This window comes from Rheinheimera sp., assembly GCF_030690345.1.
Classification (GTDB): domain Bacteria; phylum Pseudomonadota; class Gammaproteobacteria; order Enterobacterales; family Alteromonadaceae; genus Alishewanella.
In genome coordinates this window covers 1,098,439-1,116,252 of record NZ_JAUYGV010000006.1, presented here as the reverse complement: position 1 = coordinate 1,116,252, position 17,814 = coordinate 1,098,439, and the positions used below count along the sequence as shown (strand labels likewise).

The following is a 17,814-nucleotide window of genomic DNA, read 5'->3' as shown; positions in this document are numbered from 1 at the left end:
CCGGCTTAGTGAATAGCACCAAGGCGGTCAAAGCGCACTCCGGTTGGGATCCAGCCGGGTAACCAGCTGTTTGGATCCTCATTAAATTCAAAGCTCATCCAGATAAACACCGCTTTGCCTACCATGTTGTGCTCCGGCACAAAGCCCCAAAAGCGACCATCACGGCTGTTATCGCGGTTATCACCCAGCACAAAATAGTGACCGTCCGGCACAACAAACTCATCAATGGCGGTGCCGCGTTGTTTAAAGAAAAACTCGGTATGTTCGCGCCGCGCCGGAGTTTGCAAAATATCGTGCGATACTTCGCCTAACTGTTCGGTATAACGCCGCTGCGGATACTGGTCCTGATAAAACTCACCTTCGTTTTGCAACTGCAGCGCCACCATTTCCAGTTTGCCACAGCTGGCAGCATCGCCACCGTCACAGGCTTTTTCAATAAACAGCTGTTTATTGCGGTAAATAATCCGGTCGCCCGGCAAGCCGATAACACGTTTAATGTAGTCTACCGTGGGCTGCTCAGGATATTTAAACACCGCCACATCACCGCGCTGCGGTTTATTGTTGCTGTACAGCGTTTTGCGCCATACCGGGTCTTTAACGTCGTAGGAGAACTTCTCGACCAGGATAAAATCGCCCACCAGCAAGGTAGGCATCATTGAACCGGACGGAATTTGAAACGGCTCATAAATAAAGGAGCGGAAGATAGTGATCAGCGCTATCACCGGGAAAATCGACTTTGCCGTTTCTACCAGTTGCGGCTCTTTAACCAGCTCTTCACCCACATTAGCAGGTAAGTCGCCACCGGCGGAGGTTTGCGCCAGCACCAAGCGTTGTTGCCGTTTTGGCGCTAACACCAACGCATCCAGTAACCACACCAAACCGCTGGCAAGTGTCAGCAGCACCAGAAAAATTGCAAAGTAACCTGCCATGAAGATCCCTTAATTATTTACCGACTTTCAGAATGGCAAGGAAGGCTTCCTGTGGTACTTCCACATTACCTACCTGCTTCATCCGTTTTTTACCATCTTTCTGCTTTTGCAGCAGTTTTTTCTTCCGGCTGATATCACCGCCATAACATTTTGCCAGTACGTTTTTACGCATCTGCTTAATGGTGGTACGGGCAATCACGTGGTTGCCGATAGCCGCCTGAATGGCTATATCGAACATCTGCCGCGGGATCAGCTCTTTTAGTTTTTCTGCCAGCTGCCGGCCGCGGCCCTGAGCAAAATCGATATGGCTGATAATGGCCAACGCATCAACGCGCTCACCGTTAATCAAAATATCTACCCGCTGCATATTCGAGGTTTGAAAGCGCTTGAAGCTGTAATCCAGTGAGGCATAACCGCGGCTGGTTGACTTTAACCGATCGAAAAAGTCCATTACAACTTCGGCCATTGGCAGCTCATACACCACCGCAACCTGACGGCCGTGATAGCTCATGTTTACCTGCACACCGCGCTTTTCAATACACAGGGTAATAACGTTACCCAAATATTCTTGCGGCACCAGGATATGCGCTTCAACAATAGGCTCACGAATTTCGTCAATATCATTTACCGCAGGTAAGGCACTGGGATTGTCTACCATCACGGTTTCACCGTTTTTCTTCAGCACTTCATACACTACTGTCGGTGCAGTGGTGATCAAATCCAGGTCGTACTCACGCTCCAGGCGTTCCTGAATAATTTCCATGTGTAGCATGCCAAGGAAACCGATACGGAAACCAAAACCCAGGGCGCCGGAGTTTTCCGGTTCATAAAACAACGATGAATCATTCAGGCTTAGTTTGGCCAGTGCATCACGGAAATCTTCGTAATCGTCACTGGACACCGGGAACACCCCGGCATATACCTGCGGTTTAATACGTTTAAAGCCCGGTAGCGGTTTTTCCGCACTGTTTTTTGCCAGTGTTAACGTATCGCCTACCGGCGCGCCTTTAATTTCTTTAATACCGGCGATCACAAAGCCTACTTCGCCGGTTTTTAACTCGCCGGTATTAGTGGCTTTGGGGCTGAATACGCCCACTTTGTCTACTTCGTAGCTCTGGCCGGTCGACATAACTTTAATTTTGTCTTTGGCTTTAATGCTGCCGTGTTTTACCCGCACCAGTGATACCACGCCCTGATAGGCATCGAACCATGAATCGATTATCAGTGCCTGGGTCGGTTGTTCCGGCTCACCTTCCGGTGGCGGGATTTTCTTCACAATGGTTTCCAGCACATCTTTAATGCCCAGCCCGGTTTTGGCCGAGCACTGCACTGCACCTATGGCTTCAATGCCGATGATGTCTTCTATTTCTTCTGCTACACGGTCCGGTTCGGCCTGCGGCAGGTCAATTTTGTTCAGTACCGGCAGTACTTCTAAATTCATTTCCAGTGCGGTATAGCAGTTTGCTACGGTTTGCGCTTCTACGCCCTGGCCGGCGTCCACCACTAACAGTGCACCTTCACAGGCGGCCAGTGAACGGCTTACTTCATAGGTAAAGTCAACGTGGCCAGGGGTGTCGATAAAGTTCAGCTGGTAGGTATTGCCGTCGTCAGCCGGATAATACAGCGTTACACTTTGCGCTTTAATGGTAATACCGCGCTCACGCTCGAGATCCATCGAGTCCAGCACCTGTTGCTGCATTTCACGATCAGATAAACCACCACAATACTGGATTAAGCGATCAGACAGCGTTGATTTACCATGGTCGATATGGGCAATGATAGAAAAGTTTCTGATGTGATTAAGTTTAGGCATGTTGTCCGCAAAACTGTAGGCGTAACGCAAGGTTGAAAACTTATAGCTGCTAAGCCACAACCTCCTGCGCTAACGCGGGTTATTCCGATAAATTAGCGCGAATTGTACTCTATCCCACGTCAGCTTGCTATGTGTTATTCATCGCAACGCGGGGATTGCCGGCAGGCCGGGTTTAAGTCAAAGCGTTTAGATGAGGCGTTGCAGCCCAAGCTGTGGCAGCACTTCAAGGATACTGATGTGCTCTGTGCTTTGCTGCAAGCGGCCATAGCGGCGTGCCAACAGAAAGCCTGCGGTTACACCGGCCAGGGCAGCAAGTATTACCCAGCCTTCGGCTAAACCTGCCAAACCGGCCAGCACAGCGCTGGCTAACAGCAACAATAACGGCAGCAAATACACCATAACCGCCGCCATAATAAGGTTATGTTCCTGCATACCAATTTTTACCTGCTCACCGGGCAACAATGCCAGTGAGGTGGCAACAAAAAAGCGCTGTTGTCGTGGTGTCATAGTTTTAGCCACAATGCCGGTACCGCAATCATCACTGACATTACAGGCATTGCAACTGGCTACCGGCGTGGTGCTTAACCACACGCCGCCGCTATCAACACTGACCACAGTCGCAATTTCCTCTACCATCAGCGCACCGCCGCGGCCAGCTGACGCGCCGTTTCAATACTTACCGGGCCGATAACGGTGATCTCCAGTTGCTCTTCTGTCTGCACATAAATAGTGGTAGCGCCATCACGAAAGGCCTGGGTTGGCAGACGGTTGCTGTCTTGCACAAATACCGAAACCTGATGCAAGCCATCACTCAGCAACCAATAACTCAGCAGGCTGTCAGCCAGTTGCGGGAATTCTGCCGGTTCCTCTACCTGGTGGTAACCTTGTGGCAGCCAGGTAAGTTTATGTGCCGATACAGGTACAGTCTGAGCAGTAACCGTTGCCGGCTCAGGCAACTCCGCCACTAACACTGCTTGCAGAGTTTCCGGAAATTCTGCAGAAATTTGCATATGGGTAACCAGCCAGCGCTCCAGCGCATTTTGCTGTGCCGATAAGGTATCGATACGCAGCGGAAAACCGGTTTCAGCATCCAACCACAGCCAGTAATGATAACGCCCGCCCTCTTTTGCCGTTAAGCGCAATAATTGTGCACTGCGGCCGGACATCACTGAGCTACTGCCGGCAACGGCATTATACAATTGCGTAATGGTGGCTTTATCTTCAAACAATAAGGCCGGCAACTCCGGAATACTGTTACCGTGAGTAACAAAAGCCGGTTTGTCGGTTAGCAGGTAATACACCAGGGCATTACGGCGCAGAATATCCACGCCGTTGGTATCAAGCGGAATTAAATGTTCTATTTCCTGCTGGTCTTTAACACCGTGGATCCAGCGATAGGTATCGGCGTTACCGCCTTTTAGTACCACAAAGGAAGTATCGAAATTATACTGCTTAACGGCGTGTTGCACTTTGTCAAACAGCGCCCAACCCTCTTGCGCGGCTTGCGCCACGCCTGACACTACTACCAGTACAATGGCACTGCATAAGCCAGAGAATCGCATCATTATTGCCCGTCGTTTGCTGTTCCGCTGTCTTTAGTGTCGTTGCTGGCTTGCTGCGCCTGCTCCATCACCCGCACTTGCTGGCGGTGGGCATTAAGCAAGGCTTGCAAGCGCTTTTGCTGTTCCAGCATGGCTTGTTGCTCTTGCTCGGCAAAGCGATCTTCCACTGTAGTCTGGCTTAAACTTACCGGGGTAGCAAAACCGGCCACCGGCTGAGTTTGTAACAGCGGCAGCGGCGACAAATTATCTTGTTGTGGCGACTGCTGATATTGCTGCATACCAAACACCGCCATTAACGCTACACCGGCTGCGACAGCACCTTGCGCTACCGGTTGCAGCCAACGGCCGTTAGCCGCGTAGCTTAAACCAGATTTAATCCGGCGCACTAAACCACGGTTGCTCTGTAAGCGATACTGCGGTTCATCCGCCAGTTTCGCAGCAAAATCATCAGCAAAATTTACACTCAGCGCGCTTTGCGGCTCACGACGCAGCACAGCACCAATCGTATGGTATCGTTCAAGCTTGTGTTGCAGCTCAGTATCTTGCAGCAAACTGTCGAGCTGTTGCGCGCTCAGTTGCTGGTTGTCACTGGCAGCAGAGAGCCAATCCTGATGTTCTGACGACATAATGTTTCCTGTCTTAAATTACTGGTTTGTGCCCTGATTGCTAGCTTATTAATGGCTTAAGCTGCAAATCAATTGCTTCACGCGCTCTGAAAATACGGCTTCTGACGGTGCCGATTGGGCAGGCCATTACGTCCGCAATTTCTTCATAACTTAACCCTTCGAGTTCACGCAGCGTAATAGCAGTGCGCAGCTCGTCCGGTAATTTTTCAATGGTGCTGAACACCACGTTACGGATTTCATCGGATAACAATAGCCTTTCCGGTGAATCCTGTTCTTTTAACGCATCGCTGCCGTCAAAATATTCCGCGTCTTCAGCATCAACATCTGTAGCCGGCGGTTTACGGCCATTGGCAACCAGATAGTTTTTTGCACTGTTTACCGCTATCCGATACAGCCAGGTATAAAATGCACTTTCGCCGCGAAAACCGGGAATAGCCCGATACGCTTTAATAAAGGCTTCCTGCGCCACATCGGCTACGTCTCCGTGGTTAGAGACATAACGGGAAATTAAGTTCGCGATACGGTGCTGATATTTTCGCACCAATACATTAAACGCCGCTTTATCGCCTTGTTGTACACGCTGGACAATCTGCCAGTCCAATTCTTGCTCGCTCATGTTCGAGCTAATCCCCTGTAATACTAATCGTTATGCTAACTGGCGCTGGTCTAGCGTGCTGGTATGACCGTAACTGCCAGAAATAGTTCTGCTAAATGTGGCAAAAAAGCTACAATAGCCGGACATTGACTGACGGCAAGTGTATCGCATGACGCAAGCAAAAGAATATCTCTGTGACGTTTTAATTATTGGCAGTGGTGCCGCAGGCTTGTCGCTGGCATTGCAATTGGCCGACAGCGCCAAGGTGCTGGTGTTAAGTAAAGGCCCGCTGCGCGAAGGTTCGACCCTGTATGCTCAGGGCGGCATTGCTGCGGTGTTCGATGAAAGCGACAGTATTGCCTCGCATGTTGACGATACGCTGATTGCCGGCGCCGGCTTGTGTGAAGAAGCCGCCGTGCAGTTTACTGCCGGTAATGCCAAAACCGCGATGGAATGGCTGATTGCCCAGGGCGTACCCTTTGATCAATACAAAGATGAAGACGGCAGCCTTAAGTATCACCTGACCCGCGAAGGCGGCCACAGCCACAGACGCATTTTACATGCCGCCGACGCCACTGGTCAGGCGGTACAAATTACCCTGGTCGATAAAGTAAAAGCGCACCCGAATATCCGCTTGTTGGAAAACTACAACGCGATAGATTTAATCAACGGCCGCAAAATCGGCAAAGATCCCAAGCATTGCTACGGCGCCTATGTCTGGAATAAAGATGCCGCCAAAGTAGAGCTGGTGCGCGCCCGCTTTGTGGCGCTGGCTACCGGTGGTGCCAGTAAGGTGTATCTGTATACCAGCAACCCGGATGTTGCCAGCGGTGACGGCATTGCCATGGCCTGGCGCGCAGGCTGCCGCGTTGCCAATATGGAATTTAACCAGTTTCACCCTACCAGTTTGTACCATCCGGACGCGCCGAATTTCCTGATAACCGAAGCCATGCGCGGTGAAGGTGCTTATTTAAAGCGGCCGGACGGCAGCCGTTTTATGCCGGATTTTGACGAGCGCGCCGAATTAGCGCCGCGCGACATTGTCGCCCGGGCTATCGATTATGAAATGAAGCGCCTGGGTGCCAACTGCGTTTATCTGGATATCAGCCACAAGGCAAAAGACTTTATTATTGAGCACTTCCCGACTATTTATGCCAAATGTTTAAGTGTCGGCATTGATATTACCCGCCAGCCCATTCCGGTGGTGCCGGCCGCCCACTATACCTGTGGCGGCGTAATGACCAATATGAACGGCCAAACCGATATCAGCAACTTATATGCAATAGGCGAAGTCGCTTATACCGGCTTACATGGCGCCAACCGTATGGCCAGTAATTCTCTGCTGGAGTGTGTGGTGTTTGCTCAGGCCGCTGCCAAACATATTTTGGCGCAGCTGGATCCGGCCAGTGAGCTGCCGTTGTTACCGCCGTGGGATGACAGCCGTGTCAGTGACTCAGACGAGGAAGTGGTTATTACGCATAACTGGCACGAATTGCGGCTGTTTATGTGGGATTACGTTGGCATAGTGCGCACCAATAAACGGCTGGAGCGTGCGCTGCACCGCGTGGAGTTACTGCAGCGCGAAATTCACGAATATTACAGTCATTTCCGTGTCAGCCACCATTTGCTGGAGTTGCGTAATCTGGTGCAGGTGTCTGAGCTGATTATCCGCTGTGCCATGCAGCGTAAAGAAAGCCGCGGCCTGCATTATAACCTGGATTATCCCGAATCAGCGCCGGACAGCACCCCAACAGTGCTTACGCCTTAGGCCGCGTCAGGCGCCGGGAGGGGTAGTGGTATCAGCCGCTGCAGATTGCCAGTTACGCTGATTAATTACCCGTGCCAGAGCCCTGAAATCAGCTTCGGGGCATTGGTCAGCAAAAATCCAGCGCTGATAATGGCGTTTATCGGCTTCAGCACGCCAACATAAGCGAATAGCATGCTGACTGATTAAGCCGGCATCGCTCAGCTTACCGGGCGGCAGCGCTGTACCAAACCAGCGCAACTGTCCGTCTGCCTGCAGTGCAAGGGCAGCACTGTGCTGCAATGCTTGCCACTGGCCATAACACAGCCAATAAAACCCCGCCAGCAAGGGCACAACACCTGCCCACCACAGCATTGGCAGCGGCGTGAGTGCCAACACGAATGCCGGCATAAGCGCAAAAGCCACTAAACCTTGTTGGCAACAGCGCGACGGCTTAAGCGCAATATTATACGCGGACACGGTCCAGAATCAGCTGTACCAGCGCCTGCAACGCCGGGTCGGCAGATTTGGCATGGCCCATAAACCAGGAGAATAAATCCGGATCGTCACATGCCAGCAAACGTTCAAAATCCTGCTTCTGCTGCAGGCTAAGTGCGTCGTAGCCTTGTTCAACAAAGGGCGCCAGCAATATATCCAGCTCTAACATGCCACGCCGGCAGGCCCAGCGTAAGCGCGGTTTTATCATTAATTCTGTCATAGTTACCTTAATTTACCGGTTACTCCGGCTCGATTTAGCGCTGATTCTAACAAATTTCTGCCTGCGGGGTTGAGCTTTTGCCGCTTTCCCCCAATGATAGCAACATTCATGGTCAGCGCAGCGACACACTACCTTATTATGCATACATCCTGGTTAACCGCAGAACAATACGCGCAATTATCCACTCAGGTTCAGGGCGCTTTTATTGCCCCCCTGCCGGCATTTGAAACCTTGTTAGTCAGCGGAGCTGACAACCGTAAATATCTGCAGGGCCAAACCACCTGCGATCTGGACCTGCTGGGCACAGATAACTTTTTGCGTGGTGCCCATTGTGATGCCAAAGGTAAAATGTGGTCGCAGTTTCATTTAGTCAGTGATGGCGAACAGTTGGTTGTGTTGGCCTTTCGCGACGAGTTAAACGCCTCGGCTGAGCAGTGGAAAAAGTTTGGTGTGTTCTCCAAAGTCAGTTTTACCCCCGGCCAGCAGCGCTATGCGGTGTTTGGTATCGGTGGCAACAACTGTGCACAATTGATTAGCCAACTGGGTTTCAGTTTGCCCATGCCGGGTGCAGTAAGCCGCCAGCCCCATGCTATGCTGCTTGGTTTAGCCAGCGACCATTTTATGTTACTAATGGCGCAACCGGATGCGCAGCAATTAATGCAGCAAAAATTGCCGTTTGCCGCGCCCACGCTATGGTTGGCACAACATATTCAACACGGTTTCAGTTATCTGGAGCAGACATTAATTGGCGCCTTTGTGCCACAAATGCTTAACTTACAAGCGCTCGATGCCATCAGCTTTACCAAGGGCTGTTATATCGGCCAGGAAACGGTCGCCAGGTTGAAATACCGCGGTGGCAACAAAAGAGCAGCTTATATTCTGACGGCGCAGACAGACGAATTACCCGCCGCCGGAACTGATATAGAAGTACAATTAGGTGAGAACTGGCGCCGGAGCGGCCAGGTTGTCAATGCAGTGAATATTAATAACCACTTATGGTTAATTGCTGTATTACCCAACGACACAACACCGGCAGACTCGTTACGGCTTAGCAGCGACAGTGCACCGGCACTTAGCTTATTGCCGTTACCTTATTCGATTAATTAAAGAGGTTTTCATGACCATTTCTCAGGACAAAGTTGTCGCCATGCACTACACCGTTACCGACCAACAAGGTAACGAACTGGATACTTCGGTGGGCGGCGAGCCTTTAGTCTTCTTATTTGGCCACGGTTCATTAATTCCGGGTTTAGAACAAGCCTTAGCCGGTAAAAGCAGCGGCGATAAATTTAAAGCCGATATTGCTGCCGCCGAAGCCTATGGCGAGCGCCATGATGCGCTGACACAGGCTGTACCAAAATCGATGTTTGAAGGCATGGATGTAGCCGTAGGTATGCGCTTTCGCGCGGCCGGCCCTGATGGCCGCGAGCAGTCCGTTATCGTGCTGGAAGTAACAGAGGAAGAAGTGGTGGTAGATGGTAACCACCCGTTGTCCGGTATTGATCTTAGCTTTGATGTTGAAGTTATCCTGGTACGCGACGCCACCGAAGAAGAGCTGGCGCACGGCCATGTGCATGGCATTGACGGCCATGCCGGCCATTAATCTGTTGTGAACAAGTGCCGGCCTGCACAGGCCGGCCTTATTCCGCCTGATGCTATCTGCACCACCCGAAAACAACCTGCTTGGCACCGATGGCTTGCCACGCTTTGGCTATTTTGCCAGCCCGGTCACCCGGCTGAACCTGGCACAGTTTACCTATTACAACGTGATGGATAGGCCCGCCTCTGCGCTGGCGAAATATCTGCACTATAAACAGTTTCAGTTTGTCAGTATCAGCCATGCCGACTGGCAAATAGGTGTAGCAATAGCCGATATCCGCTATGCCGCCAGTGCTTTTTGCTACTTCTACCAGCGCAGTACACAGCAGCTGGATGAAATCAGCCTGCTAAAACCGTTCAGCCTCGGCGTACAGATGAGCAACACCCCGGTGGCCGGCAGCGCGCGGATAAACGGAAAACAACATATTTGCCTGACACCAAAAGGCTACAACTGGCAGTTAACACTGCAAGGTGAATTGCTAAGCGGCAACCTGATGCTGCATGGCGGCGAAAATGCCCAACCTATAGCCCTGTGCACCCCCACCGGTTACAACGGTTGGACCTATACCCAAAAACATAATGCTTTAGCCCTTAGTGGTGAACTGCATTACCGCGGTACTGCGCTGGATTTAAGCACGGCGCTGGCCGGGTATGATTTCTCCGCCGGCTATATGCGCCGCGAAACCAGTTGGCGCTGGGGCAGCATTAGCGCAACCTTGCCACAGGGCCGTTTTGGCCTGAATCTGGCCAACGGTGTAAACGAAACCGGCGCCACGGAAAATTGCCTGTGGCTGGATGGCCGCCTGCAATTATTACCACCGGTCAGCATTGGCTTAAACCGGCAACAACCAACACAACCCTGGCAATTCAGCAGTACCGATCAACAGGTTTGTTTGCAATTTACACCGCAACAATGCCGGCGCGAGCGGCTGAATCTGGGTATATTAGCCAGTAATTTTCGCCAGTACTGTGGCTTTTTTTCCGGCAGCATACTGCTGCAAAATGGTGAAAAACTGATTTTGGATCAAGTGCCCGGGCTGGCCGAAGATCACTTTGCCAGGTGGTAACACCCTGTTAGCAGTGGCAGTAAATTCTTGACACCAGCACCAAAGCCCCCTATTTTTACCCTCTTATTTAATTGCCAACCATTGAGCGTACCCGGCCCGAATGAAAGATCGTATTATCATTTCCGTCTCGACAATCAATGGTACCCGCCATTTTAATGTCAGTAAGCTGTTTAAGCGTAACGCCGTGATCGCTATGTGGTTAACGCTGTTTGGCCTGTTAATCACCGCTGCAGTTATCGACTATTTGCTGCGCAGCGTAGAGAAAAGCCAGCATGAACGCTCACAGTTATCACAGCACGCTAACAGCCTGCGCGCCGAAATTGCCGGCCTGACCAGCAGCAAACTGCAACTGGAACAAGAGCTGGGCGTTAAACAAGATGAAATGCTGCAGGTGATTAACCGCGTTGGCGAAATAGAGCTGGCGCTGGGGCTGGAGCAACAATACCCGCAAAACTTAGAAAACCGTCTTGATACCGCTTCGGTGAACTCGTCTGCCCGCCAGGCCATGTTACAGCTGGTACCAAATGGCTCGCCGCTGGACTTCAGCCGCCGTTCGTCCAGGTTTGGTTTGCGTAGCCACCCAATTGTCGGTAAACAACAGCATCACAAAGGCGTTGATTTATCAGCTAACCGCGGCACGCCCATTTATGCCCCGGCCGACGGTGTTATTGAAGTAATACGGCCAAGCAAAGCCGGTTACGGCAATTTACTCAAGATCCGCCATGCCTTTGGTTTTTCTACCCTGTATGCGCATTTGGATGAGTTCAAGGTAAAAAGTGGCCACTTTGTGCATAAAGGCGAATTAATTGCCACCTCAGGCAATACCGGTTTATCAACCGCACCACATTTACACTACGAAGTACATTTCCTTGATCGGGCACTTAATCCGCAAAGTTTTATGGATTGGGATGCGACTAACTTCGATCTGGTGTTTGAAAAGGAAAGGAGCATTAAATGGCACTCTTTAGTAAGCATGCTGGAAACCAAAGCAAGCACACAGTTACAACTGTCATCGCACAAGGATGCTCAATTAACGGCAACCTCCGACTAAGCTGCGATATGCAGGTCGATGGTTACGTTGAAGGCAAAATTGTCAGCGACAAAACACTGATCATCAGTGCGTCCGGCCGCATTAAAGGCGAAGTCACCGCCGACAAAGTCATTATTAACGGCTTGTTTGACGGTGAATGTTACGCTAACAACGTGGAAATTTTGCCGCAAGGCAAGGCGCACGGCATTATTCACTGTGACGACTTAAGCATAGAACGTGGCGGTAGCTTCCTGGGTAAAACCCTGCCTACCTCGTCTGAGCATGTTGTCAGCCTGCCAAAAGAAGACAAAGAACAACCGGCCAAAACACTGGAAAATAAAGCCGAAGCCGGCAAAACCGGTTAACCTGCCGCCCGTGCAACCGGGCGCAAAGGCTGGTTTTTTCTACCGTATCAGGTTAGCTTAAACTTTCCACAGCAACCTGATGGCAGCATAACAATGAAAAAAACCTTCTGGCTAGCTTACTCAGCCTGAGCAGTTTTACTGCTTTGGCCGCTGCCGATTTAACCAGCGCGATCCAGCAAGATTACCAACAGCATTTAGCACCGTTATTTAAGCATTTTCACCAAAACCCTGAATTGTCACATATGGAAACCCAAACCGCGAAACGGCTGGCCAAAGAGCTGCGCGCCGCCGGCTTTGACGTTACCGAAGGTGTAGGCAAAACCGGGGTAGTGGCGATGCTGAAAAACGGCCCCGGCCCGCTGGTAATGATGCGCGCCGATATGGACGGCCTGCCGGTAGAGGAAAAATCCGGCCTGGCTTATGCCTCTAAAGCTAAACAAACCGACTGGGATGGTAACGACGTGCATGTAATGCATGCCTGTGGCCACGATGTACACATTACCAGTTTGGTGGGTACTGCGCGGCGCATGGCGGCGATGAAAGATAAGTGGTCCGGCACCCTGATGCTGGTGGGCCAGCCGGCCGAAGAGCGCGTCGGCGGCGCTAAAGGCATGATGGCAGATAATATCTGGGGCCGCTTTGGTCAGCCGGACTATGCGCTGGCGTTTCATGTGTCATCCGAAATTGAAGCCGGCAAAATTGTCGCGGTAGAAGGCTCGCCCTACTCCGGCGTCGACAGCGTCGATATTATTGTGCATGGCGTTGGTGCCCATGGTGCCAGCCCGCACCGCGGTAAAGACCCTATAGTGCTGGGCGCACAAATTGTCATGGCGCTACAAACTATTGTCAGCCGCGAAATCGCACCGAAAGAGCCGGCGCTGATCACCGTTGGCGCCTTTCACAGCGGCACCAAGCACAATATTATTTCCGATAAAGCCCATTTACAGCTTACCGTGCGTAACGACAGTTGGGAAACGCGGGAATATTTAATCGCGGCTATTAAGCGGGTAGCAGAAAACCTTGGCCGCGCTGCCGGTTTGCCGGAAGATAAATTACCTGAAGTGCGCATTACCGATGAACCTACCCCACCGACAGTGAATGATATTCCGCTGACACAACGGCTGAAAAAGGCCTGGGCCGCCAATATGGGCCAGCCGGTGTTTGATGAGAACTACAAGCGCCTGGGTATGGGCGCGGAAGACTTCCCGTTTTTTACCACTAAGCCCTATATCCCCAGTACCTACTTTGCTGTAGGCGGCACCCCGGCAGAAGCTTTTGCAGCCGAGAAAGCCGGTGGCCCGGCGGTACCCAGCCATCACAGCCCGTTGTTTAAAATAAGCCCGGAGCCAGCTGTGATCAAAGGCGTGGAAGCCACCGTTATCGCCCTGCTGGATTTAATGCCAAAGCAATGATTTCTTAGGCATGTCGCAGGTTATATCGGAACAGAGCAGAATCGGTTTGTTCTAAGCTAACCGTTGAAGGCATGGATGCCTGAATCGAGCCCCCATGGAAGGGTTCACGGCGTGTTAGCGTGAACAAACCGGTGGCAGCGGGAGCTTACATCATGCTTAGCTGCTTTTTTCACCATCAGACTAATGCAAAGCCGCGCCGTTCTGCTACAATGCCGCCCCTTTTGCAGGCCAAGGCCCGCAGTTTTATCTTTTGCGGAGCAGCAGCATGAGCAACACCTCGTTTTCCAGCCTGAATTTACCCGATGCTTTAGTCAGTAACCTGAACGATTTAGGCTACAACGCCATGACAGCCATTCAGGCGCAGGCCCTGCCGGCTATTTTGGCCGGCAAAGATGTTATCGGCCAGGCCAAAACCGGCTCCGGCAAAACTGCCGCCTTTGGCTTGGGCTTGCTGGCCAAATTAGATGTAAAGTATTTTCGCGTACAAACCCTGGTATTGTGCCCCACGCGCGAGTTGGCCGATCAGGTTGCAGCCGAACTGCGTAAACTGGCGCGCAGTATTCACAATATTAAAATTCTGACCCTGTGCGGCGGTGTGCCCATTGGCCCGCAAATCGGCTCGCTGGAGCATGGCGCGCATATTATTGTCGGCACGCCGGGCCGGGTTATTGACCATTTAGATAAAGACCGTTTGCGGCTGGACGATTTAACAACCTTAGTACTGGACGAAGCCGACCGTATGCTGGAGATGGGCTTTCAAGCTGATTTAGACGCCGTAATAGCCAAAGCGCCGACCGCCCGGCAGACACTTTTATTCAGCGCTACCTACCCCACTGCCATCGCTAAGCTAAGCGAGCGCTTGTTAAAAGATCCGGTGCAGGTAACGGTGGCAGAGCAGCACAACACCAGCAGCATACAGCAGCAGTTCTTTCAGGTCAGCGACAACCACGCCCGCTTAGACGCTCTGCGGCTATTGCTGCTTAACTATCAGGGCCAGAGCAGTATGGTATTTTGTAATACCAAGCGCGAAACCCAGGACGTAGCCGATGCACTGCACAGCTTCGGCTTTAGCGTACTGGCGCTGCACGGTGATATGGAACAAAAAGATCGTGACCAAACCCTGGTACAGTTTGCCAACGGCAGCGCCTGTATTTTAGTGGCGACCGACGTCGCTGCCCGCGGCCTGGATATCAGCAGTGTTGATGCGGTATTTAACTACCAGCTGGCGCACGATGCCGACACCCACACCCACCGTATTGGCCGCACCGGTCGTGCCGGCCAAAGCGGTATTGCGCTGAGCTTATTTACCGCCAGTGATGCCGGTAAGCTAATTCCGCTGGAAGATGGTTTAGGCATTAAAATTGATGCCGCTGAACTGCCGGCAGTGGACATCGCCACATTAAAACCGGCTAAGCCGTTAATGGCTACCCTGCAACTGGATGGTGGTAAAAAGCATAAGATCCGTGCCGGTGATATTGTTGGCGCCCTCACCGCCAGCAAGCAGCTAAGCAATGATGACTTAGGTAAAATTCAGCTGCACGATATCTGGAGTTTTATTGCGGTAAAACGCAGCGCGGTAAAGCTGGCACTGCAGCTGATCCAACAGGGCAAGATTAAAGGTAAAAGCATCCGCGCACGGGCACTGTAATAAAGACGACCATTGCCGCCGGAGTGAGAACCGGTTTGCCCTAAGCGAACCGTTGAAGGCATGGATGCCTGAATCGAGCCTACAGGGAAGTATTCACGGCGCGTTTGCGTGGGCAAACCGGTTCGTGCATAAACCCCATCACCGTTCTGCTCACTAGATCTGTGGTTTCCCCTGGCGTAATGCTTTAGTAGCACCGCGCTGTTTTTTATGTTCCAGCCTCCGCTGTTGGCTGCCATACGTTGCTTTGGTGGCAACCCGCTTTTTTGCCACCCTGGCGGCTGACTGCACCAGCTCAATAAACTGCGCCAATGCCTGCTCGCGGTTCATCTCCTGGCTGCGGCTTTGCTGGCATTTAATAATAATTTTGCCGCTTTGCGTGATGCGATGGTCTGATTTTGCCAACAGCTTATCTTTATAAAACTGCGGCAAGCTGGACGCATTAATATCAAAAATCAGCTGGGCGGCAGTAGACACCTTATTTACATGCTGGCCACCGGCACCGCTGGAGCGGATAAACTGCCATTCCAGTTCGTTGTCATTAAGGATCACGTTGCTTGAAATCTGAATTGCCATGCTGTCGCTGTAAGTTGCTGCGCTAATACCGCGATCAGACCATAAGCTGCGCGCTGATACAAGTTTACCGGCTTAGCCTTAAGTCTAAGTTCGCTAACTGCAAATTTTAGCTACAGTAAGGCCATTGTCGTAAACACTTACCGACGCGAGGATGCCAGCATGACAACGACGTCTCACAGCCCTTATCAGGCAGAACATCAGCGGGCCACTGCCACCCCTGAGCTGTTCTGGCAGCAGCAGGCCGCCAAACTGAACTGGTATAAAACGCCACATCAGATATTGCAGCAACAAGATAAGCACCATTACCACTGGTTTAGCGACGGTGTACTGAACACCGCCTATCTGGCACTGGATAGCCACATAGAACAGGGTCGCGGTGAGCAAACCGCACTGATTTACGACTCCCCGGTAAGCAACAGCCAACAGCGCTTTACCTACCGCGAGCTGCGCGATGCTGTGGCGCAATTTGCCGGCGTACTGAAAGCACTGGGCGTTGGCAAGGGTGACAGAGTAGTGATTTATATGCCGATGATCCCGCAGGCCGCCATTGCCATGCTGGCGGTGGCGCGTTTGGGAGCGGTGCATTCGGTGGTATTTGGCGGCTTTTCCGCGCACGAGCTGGCACTGCGTATTGATGACGCCCAACCCAAGGTGGTGGTAAGCGCATCTTGCGGTATTGAGATCAGCAAGCTTATTGCCTACAAGCCGCTGCTGGATGACGCCATAGTTAAAGCGCAACATAAACCGGATTACTGCGTTATTTATCAGCGGCCACAGTTGCTGGCCAGCATGCAAAGCGGCCGCGATCTGGACTGGCAGCAAGCGGTCAGCAAAGCTGAACCGGCCGGTTGTGTGCCGGTAAAAGCTACCGATCCGCTGTATATCCTTTATACCTCCGGTACCACCGGCAAACCCAAGGGTGTGGTGCGGGATAACGGCGGCCATGCCGTAGCGCTGAATTACAGCATGCAGGCAGTGTATAACGCCAAACCGGGTGATGTATTTTGGGCCGCATCGGACGTTGGTTGGGTAGTGGGCCACTCTTACATAGTGTACGGCCCGCTTATTGCCGGCTGCACCAGCGTATTGTACGAAGGCAAACCGGTATTTACACCCGACGCCGGCGCGTTTTGGCGGGTCTGCGCACAATATAAAGTGAATATTTTGTTTGCCGCGCCCACTGCGTTTCGTGCTATTCGCAAAGAAGACCCGGATGCCGCATTGCAGCAGTATGATTTATCGGCGCTGCGTGCCATTTTTGTCGCCGGAGAACGGCTGGACCCGGCTACTTATCAGTGGGTGCACCAAAAGCTGGGTAAACCGGTGATTGATCACTGGTGGCAAACCGAAACCGGCTGGCCCATTGCTGCCAACCCGGCCGGGCTTGAGTTAATGAATGCCAAACCCGGCTCGTCAACCGTACCGGTGCCCGGTTTTAATGTGCACATTCTCAATGACAGCGGCAAGGTGCTGCGCACCAATGAACAGGGCTATATTGCGCTTAAACTGCCACTGCCGCCTGGCTGCCTAACCACCATCTGGGGCAACGATGAGCGCTTTGTTGCCGGTTACCTGGAAACTTTTGACGGCTACTACGCCAGTGGCGATGGCGGCTACATTGATGACGACGGTTATTTGTTTGTTATGGGCCGCACTGATGATGTAATTAACGTGGCCGGGCACCGGTTATCCACCGGCGAAATGGAGCAAATTGTTGCCAACCATCCGGCGGTAGCAGAATGCTGTGTTATTGGCATTCACGAGCCTATTAAGGGCCAGCAACCGCTGGCGCTGCTGCTGATTAAAAACGGTATCACGGTGGATGAAACTATTCTGGAAGCCGAACTGGTAGCCATGGTGCGTGAAGAAATAGGCGCCCTGGCCTGCTTTAAAAAAGCTATTATTGTTAAGCGTTTGCCAAAAACCCGCTCCGGTAAAATCTTACGCAAGTTGCTGCGGCAAATAGCCGATGCGGCGCAATACAGCATACCCTCTACCATCGACGACCCGGCCAGTGTGGCCGAAATCGCGCAGTTAATGGCCGACAGAGGCTTAATTAACCAGCCGTAACATTTGCTGCAGCGGCGCAGGTAACGGCGGGCCAATTACCCCGCCAGCCTAATCAGTGCTGTA

At 52.0% G+C, this 17,814-nt stretch carries 18 protein-coding genes; 9 read left to right on the top strand and 9 right to left on the bottom strand.

Annotation, left to right across the window (positions count from 1 at the left end; genetic code table 11):
* Positions 1–5: 5 nt before the first annotated feature.
* The 6 genes from lepB to rpoE form a co-directional block, all read right to left on the bottom strand.
* Positions 6–929, bottom strand: a complete 924-nt coding sequence (gene lepB, locus Q8O77_RS09640; protein WP_305552655.1) for a signal peptidase I — start codon at positions 927–929, stop codon at positions 6–8.
* Between the two features lie 13 nt (positions 930–942).
* Positions 943–2,742, bottom strand: coding sequence for a translation elongation factor 4 (gene lepA, locus Q8O77_RS09635; protein WP_305552654.1), 1,800 nt, complete (start codon positions 2,740–2,742; stop codon positions 943–945).
* 186 nt (positions 2,743–2,928) lie between these two features.
* A complete protein-coding gene (locus tag Q8O77_RS09630) occupies positions 2,929–3,378 on the bottom strand; it encodes a SoxR reducing system RseC family protein (protein WP_305552653.1) in 450 nt (149 codons plus the stop codon).
* Positions 3,378–4,307 carry a MucB/RseB C-terminal domain-containing protein gene (locus tag Q8O77_RS09625; protein ID WP_305552652.1) on the bottom strand — a complete coding sequence of 310 codons (930 nt, stop codon included), beginning with the start codon at positions 4,305–4,307 and terminating at the stop codon, positions 3,378–3,380. Before Q8O77_RS09625 ends, Q8O77_RS09630 begins: the two co-directional genes overlap by 1 nt.
* Entirely contained in the window at positions 4,307–4,930 is a 624-nt protein-coding gene (locus Q8O77_RS09620; protein ID WP_305552651.1) for a sigma-E factor negative regulatory protein, read from the bottom strand. Before Q8O77_RS09620 ends, Q8O77_RS09625 begins: the two co-directional genes overlap by 1 nt.
* 40 nt (positions 4,931–4,970) lie before the next feature.
* The gene (rpoE, locus tag Q8O77_RS09615) at positions 4,971–5,546 is read right to left on the bottom strand and encodes an RNA polymerase sigma factor RpoE (RefSeq protein WP_305552650.1); all 576 of its coding nucleotides are present in this window, start codon (positions 5,544–5,546) and stop codon (positions 4,971–4,973) included.
* A gap of 148 nt (positions 5,547–5,694) precedes the next feature.
* Here rpoE and nadB point away from each other — a divergent pair, with 148 nt between their 5' ends.
* Complete coding sequence (nadB, locus tag Q8O77_RS09610) at positions 5,695–7,293, top strand: L-aspartate oxidase (protein ID WP_305552649.1); 1,599 nt, start codon at positions 5,695–5,697, stop codon at positions 7,291–7,293.
* 6 nt (positions 7,294–7,299) lie between these two features.
* On the opposite strand, the gene Q8O77_RS09605 is transcribed toward nadB, so the two are convergent.
* Together Q8O77_RS09605 and Q8O77_RS09600 are read right to left on the bottom strand one after the other, a co-directional pair.
* Positions 7,300–7,680: a protein YgfX gene (locus Q8O77_RS09605; RefSeq protein ID WP_371133460.1), complete on the bottom strand. Its 381-nt coding sequence runs from the start codon at positions 7,678–7,680 to the stop codon at positions 7,300–7,302.
* A 55-nt stretch (positions 7,681–7,735) separates the two neighbouring features.
* A complete protein-coding gene (locus Q8O77_RS09600; RefSeq protein ID WP_305552648.1) occupies positions 7,736–7,987 on the bottom strand; it encodes a succinate dehydrogenase assembly factor 2 in 252 nt (83 codons plus the stop codon).
* Positions 7,988–8,080: 93 nt separating this feature from the next.
* Between Q8O77_RS09600 and ygfZ the strand changes: the two genes are divergently transcribed.
* The 7 genes from ygfZ (at position 8,081) to dbpA (ending at position 15,108) form a co-directional block, all read left to right on the top strand.
* Entirely contained in the window at positions 8,081–9,094 is a 1,014-nt protein-coding gene (gene ygfZ / locus Q8O77_RS09595) for a tRNA-modifying protein YgfZ (RefSeq protein ID WP_305552647.1), read from the top strand.
* A 10-nt stretch (positions 9,095–9,104) separates the two neighbouring features.
* Positions 9,105–9,590 carry a peptidylprolyl isomerase gene (locus Q8O77_RS09590; RefSeq protein WP_305552646.1) on the top strand — a complete coding sequence of 162 codons (486 nt, stop codon included), beginning with the start codon at positions 9,105–9,107 and terminating at the stop codon, positions 9,588–9,590.
* Between the two features lie 49 nt (positions 9,591–9,639).
* The gene (locus tag Q8O77_RS09585) at positions 9,640–10,653 is read left to right on the top strand and encodes a DUF2804 domain-containing protein (protein ID WP_305552645.1); all 1,014 of its coding nucleotides are present in this window, start codon (positions 9,640–9,642) and stop codon (positions 10,651–10,653) included.
* Positions 10,654–10,753: 100 nt separating this feature from the next.
* Positions 10,754–11,704, top strand: coding sequence for a M23 family metallopeptidase (locus Q8O77_RS09580; RefSeq protein ID WP_305552644.1), 951 nt, complete (start codon positions 10,754–10,756; stop codon positions 11,702–11,704).
* 8 nt (positions 11,705–11,712) lie between these two features.
* The gene (locus Q8O77_RS09575) at positions 11,713–12,048 is read left to right on the top strand and encodes a polymer-forming cytoskeletal protein (protein ID WP_305552643.1); all 336 of its coding nucleotides are present in this window, start codon (positions 11,713–11,715) and stop codon (positions 12,046–12,048) included.
* A gap of 143 nt (positions 12,049–12,191) precedes the next feature.
* Positions 12,192–13,460 (top strand): amidohydrolase, encoded by a 1,269-nt coding sequence (locus Q8O77_RS09570; protein WP_305552642.1) that lies wholly within the window; start codon positions 12,192–12,194, stop codon positions 13,458–13,460.
* 265 nt (positions 13,461–13,725) lie between these two features.
* Positions 13,726–15,108 (top strand): ATP-dependent RNA helicase DbpA, encoded by a 1,383-nt coding sequence (gene dbpA / locus Q8O77_RS09565; protein WP_305552641.1) that lies wholly within the window; start codon positions 13,726–13,728, stop codon positions 15,106–15,108.
* A 153-nt stretch (positions 15,109–15,261) separates the two neighbouring features.
* Here dbpA and arfB read toward each other — a convergent pair whose 3' ends face one another.
* Entirely contained in the window at positions 15,262–15,681 is a 420-nt protein-coding gene (gene arfB / locus Q8O77_RS09560) for an alternative ribosome rescue aminoacyl-tRNA hydrolase ArfB (RefSeq protein ID WP_305552640.1), read from the bottom strand.
* Positions 15,682–15,840: 159 nt separating this feature from the next.
* On the opposite strand from arfB, the gene Q8O77_RS09555 reads away from it, so the two are divergent.
* Complete coding sequence (locus tag Q8O77_RS09555) at positions 15,841–17,751, top strand: propionyl-CoA synthetase (RefSeq protein WP_305552639.1); 1,911 nt, start codon at positions 15,841–15,843, stop codon at positions 17,749–17,751.
* Positions 17,752–17,814: the final 63 nt, after the last annotated feature.